This window comes from Archangium lansingense, from assembly GCF_026626635.1.
Taxonomy (GTDB): Bacteria; Myxococcota; Myxococcia; order Myxococcales; family Myxococcaceae; genus Archangium; species Archangium lansingense.
Genome location: NZ_JAPNKA010000001.1, coordinates 13,491,443 through 13,511,037 on the forward strand (window position 1 = coordinate 13,491,443; position 19,595 = coordinate 13,511,037).

18 protein-coding genes and 1 pseudogene are annotated in these 19,595 nt (G+C 67.3%); 14 read left to right on the forward strand and 5 right to left on the reverse strand.

Going from position 1 to position 19,595, the window contains the following annotated elements; translation table 11 throughout:
* Positions 1-89: 89 nt before the first annotated feature.
* The 4 genes from OV287_RS54635 (at position 90) to OV287_RS54650 (ending at position 2,441) form a co-directional block, all read left to right on the forward strand.
* Positions 90-650, forward strand: a complete 561-nt coding sequence (locus OV287_RS54635) for a Uma2 family endonuclease (RefSeq protein ID WP_267542601.1) — start codon at positions 90-92, stop codon at positions 648-650.
* A gap of 105 nt (positions 651-755) precedes the next feature.
* Positions 756-1,181, forward strand: a complete 426-nt coding sequence (locus OV287_RS54640) for a hypothetical protein (protein ID WP_267542036.1) — start codon at positions 756-758, stop codon at positions 1,179-1,181.
* A 162-nt stretch (positions 1,182-1,343) separates the two neighbouring features.
* Entirely contained in the window at positions 1,344-1,688 is a 345-nt protein-coding gene (locus tag OV287_RS54645; RefSeq protein ID WP_267542037.1) for a PilZ domain-containing protein, read from the forward strand.
* Between the two features lie 159 nt (positions 1,689-1,847).
* A complete protein-coding gene (locus tag OV287_RS54650) occupies positions 1,848-2,441 on the forward strand; it encodes a hypothetical protein (RefSeq protein ID WP_267542038.1) in 594 nt (197 codons plus the stop codon).
* 30 nt (positions 2,442-2,471) lie between these two features.
* Here OV287_RS54650 and OV287_RS54655 read toward each other — a convergent pair whose 3' ends face one another.
* Positions 2,472-3,230, reverse strand: coding sequence for a hypothetical protein (locus tag OV287_RS54655; RefSeq protein ID WP_267542039.1), 759 nt, complete (start codon positions 3,228-3,230; stop codon positions 2,472-2,474).
* Between the two features lie 412 nt (positions 3,231-3,642).
* Between OV287_RS54655 and OV287_RS54660 the strand changes: the two genes are divergently transcribed.
* The 5 genes from OV287_RS54660 to OV287_RS54680 all read left to right on the forward strand — a co-directional run bounded on the left by OV287_RS54660 (position 3,643) and on the right by OV287_RS54680 (position 7,717).
* Complete coding sequence (locus OV287_RS54660; protein WP_267542040.1) at positions 3,643-4,098, forward strand: VOC family protein; 456 nt, start codon at positions 3,643-3,645, stop codon at positions 4,096-4,098.
* A gap of 168 nt (positions 4,099-4,266) precedes the next feature.
* Entirely contained in the window at positions 4,267-5,646 is a 1,380-nt protein-coding gene (locus OV287_RS54665; RefSeq protein WP_267542041.1) for an AAA family ATPase, read from the forward strand.
* Positions 5,647-5,714: 68 nt separating this feature from the next.
* Positions 5,715-6,257, forward strand: coding sequence for an HNH endonuclease family protein (locus tag OV287_RS54670; protein ID WP_267542042.1), 543 nt, complete (start codon positions 5,715-5,717; stop codon positions 6,255-6,257).
* A 272-nt stretch (positions 6,258-6,529) separates the two neighbouring features.
* Positions 6,530-6,829 carry a hypothetical protein gene (locus OV287_RS54675; RefSeq protein WP_267542043.1) on the forward strand — a complete coding sequence of 100 codons (300 nt, stop codon included), beginning with the start codon at positions 6,530-6,532 and terminating at the stop codon, positions 6,827-6,829.
* Between the two features lie 87 nt (positions 6,830-6,916).
* Positions 6,917-7,717: a hypothetical protein gene (locus OV287_RS54680; RefSeq protein ID WP_267542044.1), complete on the forward strand. Its 801-nt coding sequence runs from the start codon at positions 6,917-6,919 to the stop codon at positions 7,715-7,717.
* Positions 7,718-7,777: 60 nt separating this feature from the next.
* On the opposite strand, the gene OV287_RS54685 is transcribed toward OV287_RS54680, so the two are convergent.
* The 3 genes from OV287_RS54685 to OV287_RS54695 all read right to left on the reverse strand — a co-directional run bounded on the left by OV287_RS54685 (position 7,778) and on the right by OV287_RS54695 (position 12,230).
* Positions 7,778-8,128: a hypothetical protein gene (locus OV287_RS54685; protein WP_308809817.1), complete on the reverse strand. Its 351-nt coding sequence runs from the start codon at positions 8,126-8,128 to the stop codon at positions 7,778-7,780.
* A gap of 149 nt (positions 8,129-8,277) precedes the next feature.
* The gene (locus OV287_RS54690; RefSeq protein ID WP_267542046.1) at positions 8,278-9,228 is read right to left on the reverse strand and encodes a DUF2381 family protein; all 951 of its coding nucleotides are present in this window, start codon (positions 9,226-9,228) and stop codon (positions 8,278-8,280) included.
* Positions 9,229-9,413: 185 nt separating this feature from the next.
* Positions 9,414-12,230, reverse strand: a complete 2,817-nt coding sequence (locus tag OV287_RS54695) for a M16 family metallopeptidase (protein ID WP_267542047.1) — start codon at positions 12,228-12,230, stop codon at positions 9,414-9,416.
* 271 nt (positions 12,231-12,501) lie between these two features.
* Here OV287_RS54695 and OV287_RS54700 point away from each other — a divergent pair.
* A pseudogene (locus OV287_RS54700) lies at positions 12,502-13,813 on the forward strand (AHH domain-containing protein).
* A gap of 16 nt (positions 13,814-13,829) precedes the next feature.
* Entirely contained in the window at positions 13,830-14,393 is a 564-nt protein-coding gene (locus OV287_RS54705; protein ID WP_267542049.1) for an imm11 family protein, read from the forward strand.
* 15 nt (positions 14,394-14,408) lie between these two features.
* On the opposite strand, the gene OV287_RS54710 is transcribed toward OV287_RS54705, so the two are convergent.
* Complete coding sequence (locus OV287_RS54710) at positions 14,409-15,374, reverse strand: alpha/beta fold hydrolase (RefSeq protein ID WP_267542050.1); 966 nt, start codon at positions 15,372-15,374, stop codon at positions 14,409-14,411.
* A 317-nt stretch (positions 15,375-15,691) separates the two neighbouring features.
* Between OV287_RS54710 and sppA the strand changes: the two genes are divergently transcribed.
* The 3 genes from sppA (at position 15,692) to OV287_RS54725 (ending at position 19,584) form a co-directional block, all read left to right on the forward strand.
* The gene (gene sppA / locus OV287_RS54715) at positions 15,692-17,494 is read left to right on the forward strand and encodes a signal peptide peptidase SppA (RefSeq protein ID WP_267542051.1); all 1,803 of its coding nucleotides are present in this window, start codon (positions 15,692-15,694) and stop codon (positions 17,492-17,494) included.
* Between the two features lie 117 nt (positions 17,495-17,611).
* Positions 17,612-18,085, forward strand: coding sequence for a hypothetical protein (locus OV287_RS54720; protein WP_267542052.1), 474 nt, complete (start codon positions 17,612-17,614; stop codon positions 18,083-18,085).
* Between the two features lie 410 nt (positions 18,086-18,495).
* Entirely contained in the window at positions 18,496-19,584 is a 1,089-nt protein-coding gene (locus OV287_RS54725) for a GspE/PulE/PilB domain-containing protein (protein WP_267542053.1), read from the forward strand.
* Positions 19,585-19,595: the final 11 nt, after the last annotated feature.

Here is a 19,595-nt window from a genome sequence, read left to right on the forward strand (position 1 = left end):
GGGTGTAGTCTTCTCGCATGCACCCTGAATCCAGCAGCGTCCCCTGGACTCCCCTTGAAGAAGCACGCCCGGCTGCCCATGCTCGGGACATGGGTGGAGGCCAGAGACGCAAAGCGACCTACGCGGACCTGGAGGCGGCCCCTCCACACCTCGTGGCGGAGCTGGTGGACGGCGAGCTGTACCTGAGCCCCCGGCCAGCCTCGCGCCATGCGCTCGCGCACGCAGCACTGCATGGAGAGCTCTACAACCCCTTCCACCAGGGGAGGGGAGGCCCGGGCGGCTGGCTGCTCCTCTTCGAGCCCGAGCTGCACCTCGGCGAGGACGTGCTCGTGCCGGACATCGCGGGCTGGCGCCGGGAGCGCATGCCGGAGATGCCCGACGTGGTGGGCTTCACACTCGCCCCCGACTGGCTCTGCGAGGTGCTCTCCCCGTCCACGGCGGCTCTGGACCGAGAGAAGAAGATGAAGCTCTACGGCCGAGCGGGCGTGCGCCACCTGTGGCTGGTGGACCCGCTGCGGCAGTCCCTGGAGGTCTACGCCCTGGAGGGCAACCGCTGGCAGCCGCTGGGCACGCACACCGGCCAGGCACAGGTACATGCCGAGCCCTTCACGCCCCTGCGGCTGGAGCTGGGCCTGCTCTGGCAGCGCTGACTCGGAAGCCCGGCCCCCGTCACGAATCCCGCGAGCCATCTCTGACTCGGCGTAACCCGCGGCGCCGCTCGTGGAGGACGCCGCCCAGCCAGGAGAGGCAGCCATATGGACCAGATGGAACCCATCGCGGAGCGCGGGGCCGTTTCTTCCGTTGCCCCCAACCAGTTCGAGCTGCGCGGGAAGGACATTCGCGTGAGCTTCTCGACAACCAGCATCACCGGTGACCCGCTCATGCACTACCGGGATCGCCGCCGCGAGGTGAACGCGCGCGGCGACGAGATTCGTCAGGTGGACGTGGGCATCGGAACGCTGGTGACCATCGTCCTCCAGTCGAACGCGGCGGACGCCGAGGGAATCCTCTTCAGCGTGTTGATTCCCAACGCCCTCATCACGGGCAAGGACCAGCGCGTGGCCATCAAGACCCTGGGCATCACCACCCGCACGCCGGGCTTCATTGTCCCCACCACCCGGCAGCTCGAGACGTACTCGGAGGTGAACCTGACGGGAGACGGCACCTTCGTGGTCTCCTGAAGCGGACCGCGCGGCGCGGGGAGCGGTGCGAAGGTGGCCGCCAAGGCCCTGCTCCCCGCCCGCGCTCCCACGGAAGGGAGCCGCTTCCGGGTGACGTGCAGGGGGATGGGGTAGGCTGTCCGCGCCGGAACCGCTCCGGCCCGCAGCCCAGGAGAATCCCGCATGTCGTCCGAACATGAGCGGCGCCAGTTCCGGCGCTACCCCCTGCGGCTCCGGGCCCGGCTGCGCCACGGCCTCGAGGAGGTGGAGGCCGAGGTCCTCAATGCCTCGGTGGGCGGCTGCCTGCTGATGGCCCACCTGCGGGTCGAGGCGGGCGCGCTGCTCGAGGTCAGCATCCCTGACCTGCAGGTGCCCCCCACCTCCATGGCCGTGGTGCGCTGCACCCCCACGGACTCGGGCTTCATGATTGCCACCTGCTTCGAGTCCCCGGTGGCGGATGAGCCCGCGCTCGTCCGGCAGGTCTCCGAGGGCGCGGGGCTCCACCCCAAGTCCGTGCTGCCCAACTGAGCCACGACGCAGCCCGTCATCCCGCCCGGTGGACTCCGCCCGGGTGGGTGCATAAGCCAGGGTCGTCCCATCTCCGGGCCCTATTCGGTCTCATGATTTGGGAATCACCCCAGGGAGTGCTGGAATGTGCCATCCCGTGTCACGGAGGGGCCGTTCTAGATGTGGACACCTGACAAGCTCGCGAAGGTCGATGTGCTGGGGGCAAACCTCCAAGCCATCATGGATGGATTTGGAAGCTTCAGCCTGATCGCCAGCCGAGTGCTGCTGGACTCGGGACTGGGGACCGAGAAGGACGGAGTGGCCCACTTCCAGAAGGACAAGTGGTATCCGCTCAATCCCTTCCTGAAGGCCTTCGAGCGCATCACCAAGGAGTTTGGCGCCTACACGCTGCGGCAGGTGGGCTCGGCCATCCCGAAGAACGCGCTCTTCCCGCCCAGCGTCATCAACATCGACACGGCCCTTCAGGCGGTGGACGTGGCGTACCACATGAACCACGCCATCGGGGGCAAGGCGCTCTTCTCTCCGCAGACGGGGCAGATGCTGGAGGGCATCGGCCACTACGGCTTCGAGCGCGTGGCGGGCAAGAAGCAGATTGTCAGCAAGTGCGACACCCCGTACCCGTGCGGCTTCGACGAGGGGATTCTGCTGGCCATGGCCCAGCGCTTCGAGCCCACGGCCACGCTGGTGCACTCGACCGCGGGGTGCCGCTCCCGGGGCGCCGATTACTGCACCTACACCATCAACTGGAGGTAGGGCGCACCCGGGGAGTGGCGGGGGTTGCGCCTAGGCGCTGAGCGGCTGCTGCGTGCGAGCGGGAACCTGCAGCGGGAGGTTCGAGGCGCGCACCTGCACCTGGGTGCCGCGCTGGGCGTAGGCCATCCACTCCTCGAACATGCTGGCGAAGAGCGCGAAGACCTTGTCCACGAGCGCCAGGGCCTGCTGCTCCAGCTCGGGGGAGAGGGCAATCTCCTCCAGCTTGGCTTCAATGTCCTCGGTGCCCATGGCGTGGCCCGTCTCCAGCTCCTTGTGGATGTGGCCGAAGTAGCAGAGCTCCTGGCCGGTGGACTCCTTGAACTCGTCGGCCAGCTGGCTGAAGTGGGTGAAGGCCACATCGCCGGTGGCCTCGATGGCCTCCACCACGGCCATGCGCACACCGGGGTGCGTGTCCTCGATGAGGGCCATCAGCCCGTAGACAGTCTGACGGGTCTTCTTGCGGTCCTCGCCCCAGAGCATCCGCAGCGCGCCGTTGAGGTCCAGGCTGGAGTTGAGCTCCAGGGTGCGCAGGTCCTTGAGGTACATGCCCCAGTGGTGGTCGTCCTCGCGGGTGTGCGCGTTGATGAGCTGCTGGACGGGGTCCTCGGAGGCGTCATCGCGCAGGCCGTACTTGTTCACGTCCGAGAAGCCCATCACGAACGGGGCCATACAGGGCACGAAGCTGAAGCGGCGGCGGGGATCGATGCTGCGGTCCTGGACGAAGAGCATCAACGCGGTCTGCGCCAGGCTCTGCTTGTTCTTTTCGATCCGCTCCGAAATGCGCTTCATGGCTTCCACTCCAACGGGTCGTTCCCGACACCGGTTCGATGAGGTTCAAGGTTCAGAAGACTGCGACTCTCCTGCTGCATCCCCCCGCCGAATCACCAGCCAACAGCAGTAATAGTGTATTTTTACGTGAAGGTCAAAATCCCCAGCCCACAATGTTCTCGGCTTCTCATCCGACATGTGTGCGGAAGCAGGTGCGTTCCACCCATATACCCTGGACCCGGAGTGTCCACTAGTGGCCACAAGAGGGGAGGGGGGAGGGACGGCGAAGCGCGGGGGCGGCGCGTAGCGGCCGAGGTGAGGGAGCGTCAAGAAACCGGCCGGAGGGGGGAGGGCAGCAGGCTTGCCCCGGAGCCGAGTGCCCCACAGTCTCGCGGCCCCCTGCAATGGAGCGGGGGCTCACCCAGAAGAACACATGCCCAAGGCGATTCCCGACGGATACAACACCCTGACGCCGTACCTGTCGCTGCGGGACGCGGCGAAGGCGATCGAGTTCTACAAGGCGGCGCTCGGCGCGACGGAGCTGTACCGGCTGCCGATGCCGGGAGGGAAGGTGGCGCACGCGGAGCTGCAGATTGGGGACTCGCGGCTGATGGTGGCGGACTCGATGCCGGAGTGGGGCAACAAGAGCGCGAAGGACTTTGGCGGCACGCCGGTGGGGCTGTGCATCTACACGGAGAACGTGGAGGCGCTGAACGAGCGCTTCCTGAAGGCGGGAGGCAAGCAGGTGAGGCCGCTGGAGAACCAGTTCTACGGGGACCGGACGGCGCAGGTGGAGGACCCCGAGGGGTACAAGTGGACGCTCGCGCAGCACGTGGAAGACGTGTCGCCCGAGGAGATGCAGCGGCGCATGGAGAAGATGGGCGGGTAGCGCGGACGTCCGCGGAAGAAGCACGGGAGTAAAGAGGCCCGGCTCACCGAGGAGGTGGCCGGGCCTTCGTGCGAGAGGGGCTCATCGAGCGAGGGCCGCTTCGAGGCGCGAGTGCCGTGGTACACCGGTCGCGTCTGGCGCCGAGGTGGACACCGTTCGAGGAGAGACATGGCCACGAAGACACGGGGAAGAGCGCAGCAGGCGAAGCGTGTGCGGGCCGGCTCGCGAAAGCAGACGCCCGCTCGGCCTCTGCCCGTGTACTTCCTTTCGTTGACCCTTGAGAACGTGCGCTGCTTCGGGCCCAAGCAGACGCTGAAGCTCTCGGATGAAAAGGGGCGCCCGGCGAGATGGACGGTGATTCTCGGCAACAACGGCCTGGGCAAGACGACCCTGCTCCAAGCACTCAGCTCCGTCGAGCCTGCCAGGGATGAGCTCTTCGGCGGCCCTGCCTTATTCCCCCGGGGATACCTCCAGAACGAGCGTTTGCCATGGTGGCCAGTCCGGCACCCTACGGAAAACGCTTGGTTTTTCGCCAAGCTCAATGCTGGGCAACTGCTGACTGCCGTTGAGCCCCATGGACGCCAAGTCCAGATAGACTATCAGTTGAGCCCCAAGGGCCCAACCGGTGCAAGGAGTACCGTCGAGCCCATTCACGCCTTTGTGTGTTATGGCTATGCGGCCACCCGCCGCATGGGCGCTGGCTCGTTATCCACTCCAAAGAAATCCCATCCCAGCGATAGCCTCTTCTTCGAGGATGTACCGCTGAGGAACGCGGAAGAGTGGCTCTTGCAGGCCGATTACGCCGCCAGCAAGGAGTCACCCAAACAGGGCGGAGCCTCACAGCGGCGCGATCGCATCAAGCAACTCCTGATCGACCTTCTCCCCGAGGTGACCGACCTGCGCTTCGCGCTTCCCGATGCGAGTAACCCGGCGGCCAGGGTGGAGGTCCAGACTCCGTACGGGTGGGTCGCGATGCGGAGCTTGAGCCTGGGATACCGCACGCTCATCGCCTGGATGGTAGACCTCGCGAGCCGCCTGTTCGAGCGCTACCCGGAGAGCCCCAACCCGTTGGCCGAACCGGCGGTGGTACTCGTCGATGAAATCGATCTCCACCTGCATCCGACGTGGCAGCGCCAGCTCATCGGCTACCTGACCGAGCGTTTCCCCAACACCCAGTTCATCGTGACGGCGCACAGTCCGCTCGTCGTCCAGAGCGCTACGGATGCGAACATCGTGATCCTGAAGCGGGAGGGCGATCACGTCGTCATCGACAACGATGTGGAATCCATCCGGGGCTGGCGGGTGGATCAGATCCTCACGAGCGATTTGTTCGGGCTGGAGACGGCCCGGCCTCCCCAGCTCGAGAAACTCCTCGAGGAGCGGACCGCGCTCCTCTCCAAACCCCGGCTGACGCCCAAGGACAAAGCCAGACTGCGGGAACTGGAATCCAAAATCGGTCCCTTGCCCACGGGAGAGACGAAGACCGAACGCGAAGCCCTCGACCTCATCCAGCGCGCCGCCGAGCGCATGAGGGATGGCCGGAAGTGATTCGCGTCCGCAAGCCAGCTGAGCCGCCCGAAATCCTCCGGACGAAAGGCGAGCGAGCCCGGCGGTCCATGAGCACGGCGTACTCGCGAGCCCCCCGGAGCTACGAGAAGGGCAAGCAGTCATTCGAGTTCGACCCGGGCATCTACGCCCATGAGAGCGTCAAGCAGGCGATCCTGCGAGCACAGCACGGCAAATGCGCCTTCTGCGAATCGAAGGTCGCTCATCTCTCCTACGGCGACGTCGAGCACTTCCGCCCCAAGGCGGGGTGGCGCCAGGAGGAAAGCGAGTCATTGAACCGGCCCGGTTACTACTGGCTCGCCTACGAGTGGGCAAACCTGTTCCTGGCCTGCACGCTCTGCAATCAGCAGTTCAAGAAGAACCTCTTCCCCTTACAGGCCCCCGCGCGGCGGGCTCGAAGCCACAAGGAGGATGTGACGGCGGAAGACCCGCTGCTGCTCGACCCCGCGGTGGACGACCCCGAGGCCTTCATCTCGTTCCGTGAAGAAGTGCCCTACGCGGTGGACGGCAACGCACGCGGGGAAGCAACGATTCGCAGCCGTGCCGAGCTTCAGGGAGTGGAGCGCCCGCCGATCTCTGGGAAGCGCGCATGAGCCCGATACTACGCCGGCTCGGCGGGGTCCTCGTGGGGGTCGGTTCCCCTCTGGAGCGGGGCCAGCGGCGCGTCCGTGGAGGTCCACCCGCGTCCGTATGAGCTGGCCGAGCAACGCAGGAGGCACCTGCGTCATGTGGAAGCACTCCGGCAACTCATCGAGCTGCACGCTCCGGAGGCCGAGGAGGCTCGGGAGTTGCTCCAGCGCATGCAGAACAGGCGGAGCGCTACCTGGCGGCGCTCAATGCGGTTGCCGGACCTGACAAGAAGCTCGTGGGAGGCACCGGCTTCGAGGGGTCTCTCTTCCTCGAATTCGAGAACGGGGGAGCACTCTGGCAGTTGTCCTGGCGCACGCCAGAGCCCGGAGTGACGCTGTACCGTTGGAGCTACCGGCGCAAGAAGCCCAATGCTTCCTGGAAGGAGCGGGCGGCCCAGAAGGCAGAGGAGTTGCCCAGGGAAGAAATTGAACAGCGCGGTGAGCTGGCCGAGCAGGCGATCCGGGCCGCCTATGAAGGGAGCGAACGCCCCAAGGGCTTCCAGGGCCAGGTCTACCTGCCTGTGGACTGCCGCTAAGCGGACGGGAGGCGTCCGCTGCCCTTGGTGCGCGCGAAGTGCCTGGCGCTTGAGGGGCATCTGACTGCTGTGGTAGCGCGAAAAGCCATGACCACGGACCAGTCCCCGGTGCTCGAGTTTCCAGCGTGGCTCCACGGCACCACCGCCGCCATCCTCCGCAAGGTGAGAGCCGAGGGCCACTGGTGGGCCCGGGAGTACCTCGAGACCGGTGCCTTTCCCCAGCCCCGGAAGATGCGCCAGGTGCTGCCCGGCGAGTTGCTGGTGGTGCGCTCGGGGGGCGAATTCGACTTGGGCCGCACCCGCTGGTGGTTGCACATGTTCGGCGAAGTCTTCATGGGCTTGAATGAAGGTGTCCCGGAGGAGGAGCGGCAACGCATGGAAGCGGCGTTCGAGTCCTTCTGCCTGAGCACTCCGTGGGGGGCTCTCTACCGTGCCGTCTCTCCGCTCCCGCCGCATAGCGCTGTGCACATGGCGAACCAGCTCGCCTCGGTGCTCCGCTTCTGGGAGGTGCTCCAGGGCCCTCGCTACGCGTTCTGGCCCGGTAGTAAGTACACGCTGGACGAGCTCATGGAGGAAATCTACGGCAAGACCCTGGAGGCATGGTGCCCCGGAGGCCCGGCCCCGGTCCGCGAGCACCTCGCCCTGACGGTGGAGCACATGGCTCGCGCTACCCGCGAAGAGTGCATGGAGGCCGTGCTCCGGGTGATGCCTGTCGTGGTGGAGAGGGACGCCGACTTGAAGCACCGCGAGGCGCTCCGCGACCCGGACTTCCTGCGCGAGCGCCTCCGCGCGCTTCCCCCGGAGGACTTCGAGGATGTTTCCAGCGCCTATCTATACGCGGTGGGCGGGCCCTTGTGGGCCTGGCACAGGGAGCTGGGACGGCATTAGCGGAGTGAAGGTGCACGGCTGCCGGGCGTGCGCAGGCGGAATGTCCCGAGCGGATTGGACTCAGCGGAACGAGTCCACCACGAAGACCGAGGCGCCTGAGTAATCGAGAATGGCAGTCCCGGGCTTTGACTCCGGGAGCTTCGCGAGTTGACCCTTGCCGAGCCGCGCCACCGCACAGATAGGCACGGTGTCTCCGTCCGGGGGTTTCGCCTCGTAATACCGGACGACCACCAGGGGCCCGCTCGTCCACACGCGTCCATACAGGCGCGTTCCTGGATCGAGCGTGCCAAGCGACCCGACCAGGAAGCTCTCCACGGGCCCGTCGTAGAGCGTGATGGGGCTCGCGTCGAACTGATTGGCGTCGAGCTCCACGTCCGCGGAGTCACTCACGTGCATGCGAAGAATCCGCATCGTCTTCAGGGCTTCTTCCGAGCACTTCTCCGAGCTGGGGCTACCGTCCGCCCGCAGGAGCACGCTCCCGGCAGGGCAACCGGCCGTCGAAAGAAGGAGAACCACACAAGGGAAGAGCGGTGCTCGGGTCGGTGGCATGTCAGGCGCTCTTACTCGCGGACAAGCCGGCGATCCAGGATGACGTGGGCATCCAGCAGGCCATCCTGGCGGTAGATCTCCAGAGCGAGGGTCTTCACGAGCCCGCTCTCCGTCTCGAACGCGTTCCGGTCCACGACGACCGCCAGGGTCCCGGTCTCGCCCGGGGCGAGCTCGTCGCGGTCGGCGCGCAAGGCAAACGGTCTCTCTTCGCCAAACAAGAAGGGGGGGCGCTGGTCCTCTCCCGGGCGCATGGTCCGCAGGCGGGCCTCTGCCAGACTCCAGGACTTGGAGGGGTCGCGGTTCGTCACGGTAAAGAGAACCGCTGCTTTCCTCTTGCCTCCGTAGACCCGAGCGATGATTCGCGCGGACCTCCCCTTGAGGACCCGCTGCTCCCATTGAACGAGCGAGGTCTGCTTGATGTCACCCGACACCAGGAGCTTCGCGATCGCGTGGTCTGCCGTGTCCTCCTGGTAGCGACGCCAGGCTGATTCCTCGAGCAATCGCTCCCGCTCGCGGGTTTCCTTGAGCTGCGCTTGGAGTGCTTCGCGGGTATCCGGTTGGATGAAGACGTTCACCTGCTGGTCTGGCCACTCTCCTGCTTTCCTTGTGGCACCCAAGAGGGTGAAGGGCACTTCAGTCCCATCCGCGAGCATCACCGCCAGAATGAAACGGTCCTCGGGCTCGAACCGCTGGAGCGGCACGATCAACACGCTCTTTCCGGCACACGCTACCGGCTCGAAACGGCCTTCCCACCCCACCATCTTCGTTCCCGCCGCGACGCAGGGTTGCTCGAACCGAAGCACGGTTGTCACATCGGGAGTCACGTACACCTGCTCGACCCGCTCGTTCTGGCTGCCGTGAAGGTAGATACTCCGCACATTGACGTCGCGCCCCTTGGCCACGGCCACGGACGCAATCAGGACGAGCAGCAGGGCAGACCGGAGAGGTAAGATGTTCCGCATGACGCGGGCCAACCTATCCGATAAGGTCAACGAACGTCCACCCCTCAACCCGGGGTCCGCTCTACCCTCACCCCGTCCCTCTCCCAGGGGGAGAGGGGAAATAGCCGCAGGAGAGATGGCCGCAAGGGAAATGCCCACGGTGGATGCGCCCACGGTGGATGTGCCCACCGTGGGCGAGACGACGACTACGGCGCGGGCGGCGTGGAGACGGGGGCCTTGGCCTTCTTCTCCGCTCCCGCGAAGTCGCCGGCCTTGACCACCGTCACCTTCTTCCAGTCCAGGTGCTTCGAGAGCGCCGTGCGCACGTCCTCGGCCTTGAGCTCGCTCATGCGCTTCTCGAAGGCCGCGTCGAACTCCAGCGTGCGCCCGTAATACAGATACGACGCCAGCGTGCGCGCCAGTCCTCCGTCATCCGCGCGGCCCGTGCGCCGGTACTCCAGCAGGCCCGCGCGCGCCTTCTCCAGCTCGTCCGCGGTGAAGCCCTTGCTCAGCACCTTCTCCAGCTCCTCGCGCACCGCCGTCTCCAGCTTCGCGGCGTTCTGCGGCGCGTAGATGGCGAACGTGGAGAACGAGCCCACGGGATCCAAGGAGCCCGCGCTCAGCGAGCTGCCCACGGAGTAGGAGAGACCGTCCTGCTGGCGCACGCGCGTGGCCAGTCGCGAGTTGAGGAAGCCACCGCCGAGCAGGAAGTTGCCGAGCACCAGCGCGGGATAGTCCGGGTTGTCGTCACGCACGCCGAGCCCCTGGCCCGCGAGGAACAGCGCATTGGCCTTGTCCGGCGTCTCCAGCATCAGCGCCTGGGTGCCCGCCTTGTACGGCTGCGCGGGGATGCGCGCATAGGGCGCGGGGCTCTTCCAGCCACCGAAGAGCTCGGAGACCTGCTGCTCGAGCTCCTTCGCGTCGAAGTCACCCACCGCGGCGAGCTCGCCCTGCGAGGCGCCATAGAACTCACGGTAGAAGGCCTGAGCCTGCTCCAGGGTGGTGTCCTTCACGCCAGTGAGCGACTCGTCCAGGGTCTCCGCGTAGTACGGGTGGCCCGAGGGGTAGGGCGAGAGCGCGCGAGAGAAGGCGATGCGGCCCTGGGTGTTGGGCTCGCTGCGCTGAGCCTCCAGCGCGGCCAACCGCTCCTCCCGGAGGAGCGCAAACTCCTTGGCGTCGAAGGCGGGCTCACGGAGCACCTCGGCCACCAGCTTCATCACCTCGGGGAGGTTCTTGCGAGGCGCCTCGATGAAGACGCTGGCGCCGGTGGCACCGCCATCCACGCCCACGCGGGCCTTGAGCTTGTCGAAGGTGTCGCGCAACTCCTGGCGGGTGTGCTTCTTCGTGCCGCGCATGAGCATCATGCCGGCGTAGTCGGCGGCGTCCGAGCGGCCCCAGACGGCCTTCTCGGTGCCCCAGCGCAGGTTGAGGGTGACGTTGACCATCTCGCCGCGCGTCTTCTTGGGCAGCAGGGCGAGCTTGAAGCCAGCGGCCTGCGAGCGCTGCACGCGCTTCTCGATGTTGGCGGGGGACGGGTCGAAGGCCTCGCCCACGGCGACCTCGCCACGGCCCTTATAGCCCTCGAGCATGGCGGAGATGTCCACGCGAGCGGGCATCTCGGAGCGTTCGGGCTTCGCGGTGGGGATGAACTGGCCGAGGGTGCGATTGGAGGACTTGAGGTAGCTCTCGGCCACGCGCGTGACATCGGCGGCGGTGACGGCCTCGATGCGGTCGCGGTGGAGGAAGAACAGACGCCAGTCGCCGATGGCGGCCCACTCGGAGAGCTGGATGGCGGCGCTCTCCGAGTTGTTGAGCATGAGCTCCACGTACTTGAGCAGGGCCGTCTTCGCGCGGTCCACCTCGTCCTGGGTGAAGGGAGTGCGGGCGGCCTCCTCGACCGTCTTCAGGAGGGTGTCGCGAGCGGTATCGAGGGACTGACCCTCGCGGACCTCGGCGGAGAAGGCGAGGACGCCGGGGTCGTGGAGCTGGAAGTTGGAGGCACTGGTGCTGGAGGCCTTCTTGGGCTCGACGAGGGCCTTGTAGAGGCGGCCGGAGGGAGCGTTGCCGAGGATGTGCGTGAGCACGTCGATGGCGGCGAAGTCGGGATGAGCACCCTCGGGCACGTGGTAGACGGCGGCGAGGGCGCTCACATCCCCCACGCGGCGCAGGGTGACGAGCCGCTCACCATCCTGGGTGGGCTCCTCGGTGTAGGTAGCGGGGAGGGGCTCGGAGGGCTTGCGCAGACGGCCGAAGGTCTTCTGCACCTCGGCGAGGGCCTTCTGGGGCTCGAAAGCACCGGCGATGACGAGCATGGCGTTATCGGGCCGGTAGTACTTCCGATAGAAGGCCTGGAGGCGCGCGATGGGGACGTTCTCGAGGTCCGCGCGGCTGCCGATGGTGGACTTGCCGTAGTTGTGCCAGGAGAAGGCGGCGCTCATGACGCGCTGGAAGAGGATGCGCGAGGGATCGTTCTCACCGCGCTCCAGCTCGTTGCGCACGACAGTCATCTCGCTGTCGAGGTCCTTCTTGGCGATGAAGCTGTTGACCATGCGGTCGGCCTCGAAGGAGAGGGCCCAGCGGAGGTTCTCGTCGGAGGAGGGGAGGGTCTCGAAGTAGTTGGTGCGGTCCAACCAGGTGGTGCCATTGGGGCGGGCGCCGCGCTGGGTGAGGGCCTGGGGCACGTTGGGGGTGGTGGGGGTGCCCTTGAAGAGGAGGTGCTCGAGGAGATGGGCCATGCCCGTCTCGCCATAGCCCTCGTGGCGCGAGCCGACGAAGTAGGTGACGTTGACGGTGACGGTGGGCTTGGAGGGGTCGGGGAAGAGGAGGACGCGCAGCCCGTTGTCGAGCCGGTACTCGGTGATGCCCTCGACGCTGGTGAAGGGAGAGCCGGCCTGGGCCTTGCCGCGAGGCTGGGAGGCAACCTTGGCGGGGGGCGAAGCGGGGGTGGGCCCCTTGGCGAGCGCGGGAGCGGAGGCGACGAGCAGGGCCGCGACGAGGAGGCGGAAGCGGGAGGGGAAGGTCATAGGCATCTGGAGGCTACCAACCGGGCATGCCTCGGCCATCTTCCCAATGGAGAAGCGTGGGGGAAGAAAGCCCAGGGCTGAACGAAGCGGGGAAGCGAGAGTGACCAGGGGAGCACTCGTGCCATCCCCTCTCCCTCTGGGAGAGGAGCCCCCCGTCGTTCAAAGGGGGGCAAGCCTCCCAGGGTGAGGGTGTTCGCTCGCCGGGCGAAGCCAGAGGAGACATGAGGCTTCGAGTGCCCCTCACACAGGATATCGCGCATGCTGCTGGGGTATGAAGAACGCTCCTGGCGTGCCTCGCGTGGTGCTCGCGCTGTGGTTCATCCTGTCCGCTTCATGTGCCACCTCTCCGGGCCGGAGCGCCCGAGGGCAGGCGCCAGCAGGTGGAACCGAAGCAGGTGCGGACGAGTCCACTGCCCGGAGGTGGCCTGAGGCTCTCCTTCGAGCCGGTGGCACCCGACCCGGCGCTGGAGCGGCTGCGGGTGGAGCAGGCCCGGGCGGTGCTCGCGGACGTGCACGCGTCCCCACTACTCAAGGACGGAGCCCGGCTCCAGCTCGTCCTGGCCTCGACGGCCCCGGGCGGTGCGCTCCCTGGCGGGTGGCAGTCGCGGCTGCGTGAGGAGTTGTTGTCCCGCTTCGGTCCGTCCCCACTACCCCTGCCCGAGTCCCTGGAGACGAGCCCTGTCTTCCAGGCCCTGAAGCTATCCCCTCGCTACATGGGCGCGGGCGTCCGCGAGGCGGCGCGCGAGCTGTTCACCTCACCCGTCTTCCTCACCAGTGTGGGCCTCTCGGTGATCCTCTACTTCTCCGCCTGGCTGGTGCCCGAGCCGGTGTTCACCAAGGCCTTCGCGGCGATGTTGACCCTGCGGCTGGCGCTGGTGGTGGGCGTGCTGGAGCTCACACGGGTGGCCCAGGCGTGCGTGCGGCTGTACCAGGAAGCCGAGGCCGCGAGGACTCCCGAGGAGCTCGAGGCAGTGGCCGAGCGCTTCGGCAAGGCGCTGGGCGGCACGGGGCTGCGGGTGCTGATGCTGGTGGCCAGCCTGGGCGTGGCCCGGGGGTTGCCCCAGGTGCCCGAGGGTGGGCTCGCCACGTTGCTGCGCGCTCCACGCTTCGCCCTGCCCGAGGGGGTGACACTGGAGGGCGCCTCCGCGGTGAAGATGGTGGCCGACGGCACCGTCGTCGTGGCGGGCGTGGCAGCGGGCACTGCGGCGGCCTCGGCGGGCAGCGCCTGCTCCGATGGCTCCGAGAAGATGGATGGCTACCGCTGGCACCATCTCGCCACCAACAAGAATGACATTTCAAACCTGAGAGGTGGCCCGTGGACTCCCCGATTCGAGGACTTCTTCGAGATGGCGGGGATGAGCCTGGATGCGAAGGAGAACCTCATCTACCTCAAGGGCCACAAGGGTCCTCATCCTGAGGAGTACCATGATGAGGTATATGACAGGCTCCAACGAGCAATGAGGAACTGCGGGTCCATCGCTCAATGCAGGAGCAAGCTGGTATCAGCCCTCAAGCAACTCGCGGATGAAATCTGCACTCCCGGCTCACACATCAACCGGCTGATTACGAAGTCACAGGATTGAGTTCGAAGCGAAGGACATGTCCAGGTACCATCAACTGAGAGACGACCTGCATCACCCCGGACGCTGGCACCTGAGAACTCCGGTAGATGAGCACGGGCAGAAGCTCAATCCCTGGCAGTTCACCGAGGGCCTGCGGCTCGAGCCCCTGGGAGTCATCCGCTTCCCCGTGAGACCTGACGGAGTGGAGCTCGACTTCAGTTGGGCCTCATTCTCCATCCCCGTGGTTAACAGCCCCTTCGTCCAACTCTTCGAGCGACTGGGTATCCAGGACGTTCAGTTCCTCCCCGCCGAGATAGAGGGTCATACAGGCTCCTGGTTCATCCTCAATGCGCTGCGCACCCTCCGCTGCATCGACGATGCCCGCAGCGCGGAGGTGCGGTACTTCACACCCGAGGACGGCCAGCCGGAGAAGGTAGGCGAGTACAAGTACGTGCGGGGAATGCGCATCGATCCGTCGAAAGCAGAAGGAGCCCACCTCTTCCGTCCCTGGGGATGGCCAGAGGCCCTCATCATCTCCGAGGACCTCAAGCAGGCCCTGGAGCGCGAGGGCATCACCGGCACGCGCTTCATCGAAGTATGAAGCCTCCCCCGCGCCCTACCAGCACCGGGCGGCGAAGGCGGCCAGCTCGCGGTTGAAGCGGCGCGAGTCCTCCCAGAAGGGCGAGTGGCCAGCGCCCGGGTACAGCGACACCAGGGCCCCCGGCACCATCGAGGCGATGTGGCGGCCGGACTCGGGCAGCACCATCCGGTCCTCCAGCCCGTGGGTGACGAGCACCGGCACGGTGAGCCGGTGCAGCACGTCGTCATAATCCTCGACTCGCGAGCCGAGTGCCCCGCGCACGTACGCCGGCACCAGCTCCGTGTACGCCAGCACCCTGCGGCGCGTCTCCTGCGACACCGGCTGGTGGTGCAGCAGCGACACGAAGGTCTCCAAGGTGGCGCGGCTCTCGCCGGACTCCTCGGTGAACAGCCCCGGCACGAGCGCGAGCAGCTCGGGCGACAGCAGGCTGAAGGCCTCCTCGGAGCCGCTCTTCACCATGGCCGACACGAAGTGCACGCCCGCCACCTGCTCCTGGCCGTAGTGGCGCAGGTAGTCCGCCACCACCATGCCGCCGTAGGACCAGCCCACCAGCAGGGGCCGCTCCAGGTCGAGCGCACGAATGACGGCCTGGATATCCCGGGCCCACACCCGGCCATCCCCGTACGCCCCATGCGGCTTGTCCGAGTTCCCATGCCCTCTCAGGTCCAGCGCCACCAGCCGGAAGCCCAGGCCCAGGGCGCTCTGGAACTGCCGCCGCCACGCCAGGTGGCACTGGGAGAAGCCGTGCACGAAGAGCAGCGGCGGCCCGTACTCATCCCCCGCGTCGTACACGCGCAGCGCCACGCCGCCCGCGCCCTCGACGGTATGGACGCGCACGGGGATGGGCTCGAAGAAGGGCGACTCGTTCTCCGGGTCTCTCCACGCATTGGGCGGCTCCAGCACCGTCGAAGCCGGACCCTGGCGGGGCCGCGCCATCGGAGAAGGCATCTGCACGGAGGGGGAGAGGAGTTCGTCCATCATGGGAGCGGTCCTGTGGGGGTCTGGTAGGTGACCTCCCTAGAAATAGGCATCCCCCGCACATGCGGGAGCCCCCCCATCCCCGGAATTCTCATTGAAAGTGAGTTTCGTCCGGATACCGGTCTAGCCGTGGACAATCCGCTTTCCTGGAAGGCCGAAGGGAAGCGCCTGCTTGCAGGAGGCGGGCCGAGAGAGTGAGCAGCAGCTGACGACTGGCCGCCTGGCTCACCGGGGGGCACGAGCGGCAAGCGTCGTCACGTGGAGCGGTTAGTAGTAAGCCCTCGTCGTACACGGACACGCAGGTGTCGGGAGCCTGGTACATGAAACGCTTCTTCATTGGCTCGCTCGCGGTGGTGGGCGGTCTGAGCATCTTCTTCTTCGGAGGCCTGATCGTGCTCCTCATCCTCGGGGCCTCCAGCAAGCCGGGGGTGCCAGAGCAGGTGGTGCTGGAGCTGGAGCTGGACGAGCGGCTGGTGGAGTACGTGCCGGAGGACTCGCTGGCGAGCGCGTTCGGCTCGGAGCAGCTGACGGTGAGGGACGTGGTGGACGCGCTGGAGAAGGCGGGGGGAGACGAGCGGGTGAAGGGGCTGGTGGTGAAGGTGAACGGGCCGCCGGGGAGCACGGCGGTGGTGCAGGAGCTGCGAGACGCGGTGAAGGCCTTCCGGGCGACGGGGAAGAAGGCGGTGGCGTACGCGGACACCTTCGGGGAGACGGGCAACGCCATGGGGGGGTACTACCTGGCCTCGGCGTTCGACGAGGTGTACGTGCAGCCCTCGGGCGAGCTGTCCATCACGGGCCTGGCGATCGAGACGCCGTTCGCGCGGGACGCTCTGGCGAAGCTCGGGGTGAAGCCGCGGATGAGCAAGCGCCACGAGTACAAGGCGGCGGTGAACACGTACCTGGAGCAGACGTACACGGAGCCGCACCGCGAGGAGACGGAGCGCTTCCTCACGAGCCTCTTCGGGCAGATGGTGAAGGGCGTGGCCGAGGGCCGGGGGTTGAGCGAGGAGCAGGTGAAGGCGGCGGTGGACGCGGCACCTCTGCAAGGCTCGGAGGCGTTGGAGGCGAAGCTGGTGGACGGGCTGCTGTACCGCGACGAGGTGTACGCGAAGGTGAAGGAGGCGGCGGGCGAGGGCGCGCACCTCTTGTACCTGGAGAAGTACCTGGAGCGGGCGGGGCGGCCGAACCAGGGAGGCCTGACGACGCCGACGGTGGCGCTCATCTACGGAGCGGGGGAGATTGCCCGAGGCCAGAGCCGAGCCAACCCCATGTCGGGTGACGTGACGGTGGGGAGCGACACGGTGGCGGCGGCGTTCCGCAAGGCGGTGGAGGACTCGCGAGTGAAGGCGATTGTCTTCCGGGTGGACAGCCCTGGAGGCAGCTACGTGGCGAGCGACACGGTGCGCCGCGAGGTGCAGCGGGCGCGGGAGAAGGGCAAGCCGGTCATCGTGACGATGGGGACGTACGCGGCGAGCGGTGGGTACTTCGTGGCGATGGACGCGGACAAGATTGTCGCGCAGCCGGGGACGCTGACGGGGAGCATCGGCGTCTACAACGGGAAGATGGTGACGGCGGAGTTCTGGGAGAAGCTGGGCGTCAACTGGGAGGCGCTGGGGGTGGGGAAGAACGCGACGATGTACAGCTCGGACGCGGAGTTCACGCCGGAGCAGCACGCGAAGAACGAGGCGTCGCTGGACCGGGTGTACGCGGACTTCACGTCGAGGGCGGCGGCGGGCCGGAAGATGCCGCTGGAGAAGATGCAGGAGGTAGCCAAGGGGCGGGTGTGGACGGGAGAGGACGCGAAGGAGCGCGGGCTGGTGGACGAGCTGGGCGGCTTCCCGATGGCGCTGAAGCTGGCGAAGGAGGCGGCGAAGCTGGAGGGCCCGGTGCGGGTGGAGGTGTTCCCGCGCAAGAAGGGGGCGGCGGAGGTGCTCTCGTCGATGCTGGGCGAGAAGCAGGGAGAGAACAGCGAGGACGAAGCGGCCGGCGTGCGGATGACGGCGCCGTGGCAGCCGGTGCTCGAGCAGACGCGGGCGCTGTACCGGCTGGGCACGCAGCTCGGCGTGGTGGGAGAGGAGCGCCGGCAGGTGCTGTCCGCCCCGGTGCCCGACACCACCTGGTAGTCCTCCGGCCCCGGGTCAGGAAAATCACGTATTGCGTGCTTTTCCTGACCGTGACAAAGACAGACAGCATGGTGGCCGGCGGGAGCCCGTCGGCCCTCACCCCCCAAGGAGAGACCCATGCTGAGCAACATGCCCAAGTCTGTCTTCAACGGCCTGGCGGCCCTGACGGTGGCCATTCCCGTGGTGGCGTGGAGCACCCTGCCCCGGGTGCACAACGTCCAGTCGCAGTCCGTCAACGGAGTGGAGGAGCACGTCGGGTCCCAGTTCACCTACCACACGGCGACGGGGGGCAACGCGACGTTCAGCTGGCAGGAGGGCACGCTCCACGGCTTCGGCAACCTGCAGGTGAAGACCCAGACCGACACCTTCGAGTTCAAGCTGGTGCGCCTCAGCTCCGCCACCGCCGATGAGGTCTACGGTGAGTGGGACGTGAACAAGAATGGCGGCGCCCTGTGCGCCGGGTGCAAGGGTTACCTCTACGTGAGCACCGCGGACCTGGGGTACGACTACTTCAAGGGCTACGTGCACACCAACGACAGCTCGGCCTCCTATCTCTTCGGTGGGCTTCTCACGAACCGCTTCGAGTACTGAGCGGCCCCCGCGCAGGAACCGGGGTCATGCACGCCATGCCCCCCTCGGCTCCCGAGGCCCGCTCCAGGAGTGTCCTCGAAGTTCTTGAACAGAGTCCCGCAGAGGAGAGAGGCGGCTTCCGGGCGCGAGTTCGCGCAACTGGTCCGATGGTCGGACCAGTTCGAGCCGCGTGCGACCGGAAGGTCCCCCGCATCCGGGTTTGTGGCCAGGGTGTCTTCCGAGGCCCTCCACCACCTGCCCCCCCCCCAGCGTCGGGCAGTGGACACGGGGCCTGTCGCGCGCCCTGGATAACCAGACAGCCCCTGAAGGCAGACAACGGGTGGCGCCCAGTTGCAACCAGATGACGCGAACTGACAAGACAGCCCGAATGGAAATGTTCTACTGAGCCGCGCACGCAGGGGGAGCGGCCAATGCAGACGAAGAAACGGCTGGGCGAAATCCTAGTGGAACTAGGGGTGATGGACGGGTTGCAGTTGCAGTCGGCCCTGGCGTACCAGCGCAAGTGGGGCGTGCCGCTGGGACAGGTGGTGGTGGACCTGCGCTTCTGCACGGCGGAGCAGGTGCTGGAGGCGCTGGCGCACCAGACGGGCGTGCCGGCGATGGACCTGGACGCCGAGCGGATGAATCCGGAGCTCGCGGACCTGGTGCCAAGGCGGCTCGCGGAGATGCACCGGGTGGTGCCGCTGCGGCTGGAAGGCCCTCGGGACATGGTGCTGGTGGTGGCCATTGCCGCGCCGGCGAGCCTGCACTCGCTGGATGCGGTGCGCAGCGTGGCGCGCAAGGCGCGGGTGGTGCCGAGGCTGGCGACGGACGCGGCGATTGGCCGGGCCATCGAGCGGCTCTACCAAGGAGAGGCGGAGGCGACCCCGAGGCGCGCGGAGGTGGAGGCCATCACGCTGCCCGAAGTGGAAGCGGACATGGCGCTGCACCAGGACTGCATGGCGGCGCTGACGGACGGAGGGAGCTTCGACACGGTGCGCGGCATCCTCCTGCCGGACCTGAGCCCGGAGCGCGAGACGCTGGAGATTCCCCTGCTGGAGCCGCTGGACGTCGAGGAGCTCGCGGGACTGCTGGAGCTCACGGAGCTGGCGGAGCCGGAGACGAGCCCAGTGCTCATCTATGGCTGGGGCGCGGCGGCGGCGGCGGGGCTGGTGAGGGTGCTCGGGGAGGCGGGCTTCCGGGCGAGCGTGGCGAGCACGGAGCAGGTGCTGGCGGCGGACGAGCGGGCGGTGGTGCTCTCACCTCTGCCGTCGCTGGAGGCGCTGCGGCGCAAGCCGGTGGCGCAGTTGCTGGTAGCGGGCAAGGTGCCGGAGCTGGACGTGGTGAGGGCACAGGCGCTGGGAGCACGCGGCTTCCTGGCGGCGCCGCTGGACACGGACCTGATGCTACGGGCGGTGAGGCGGCTGCTGCGCACGGCGGGCGAGACGTCCCCGCTCCTGACCTCGGCGAAGCGACTGCGAGCGACGGGCGAGACGCCCCAGCTCCGGGTTGCGGGCTGAGGCGCCTCGGA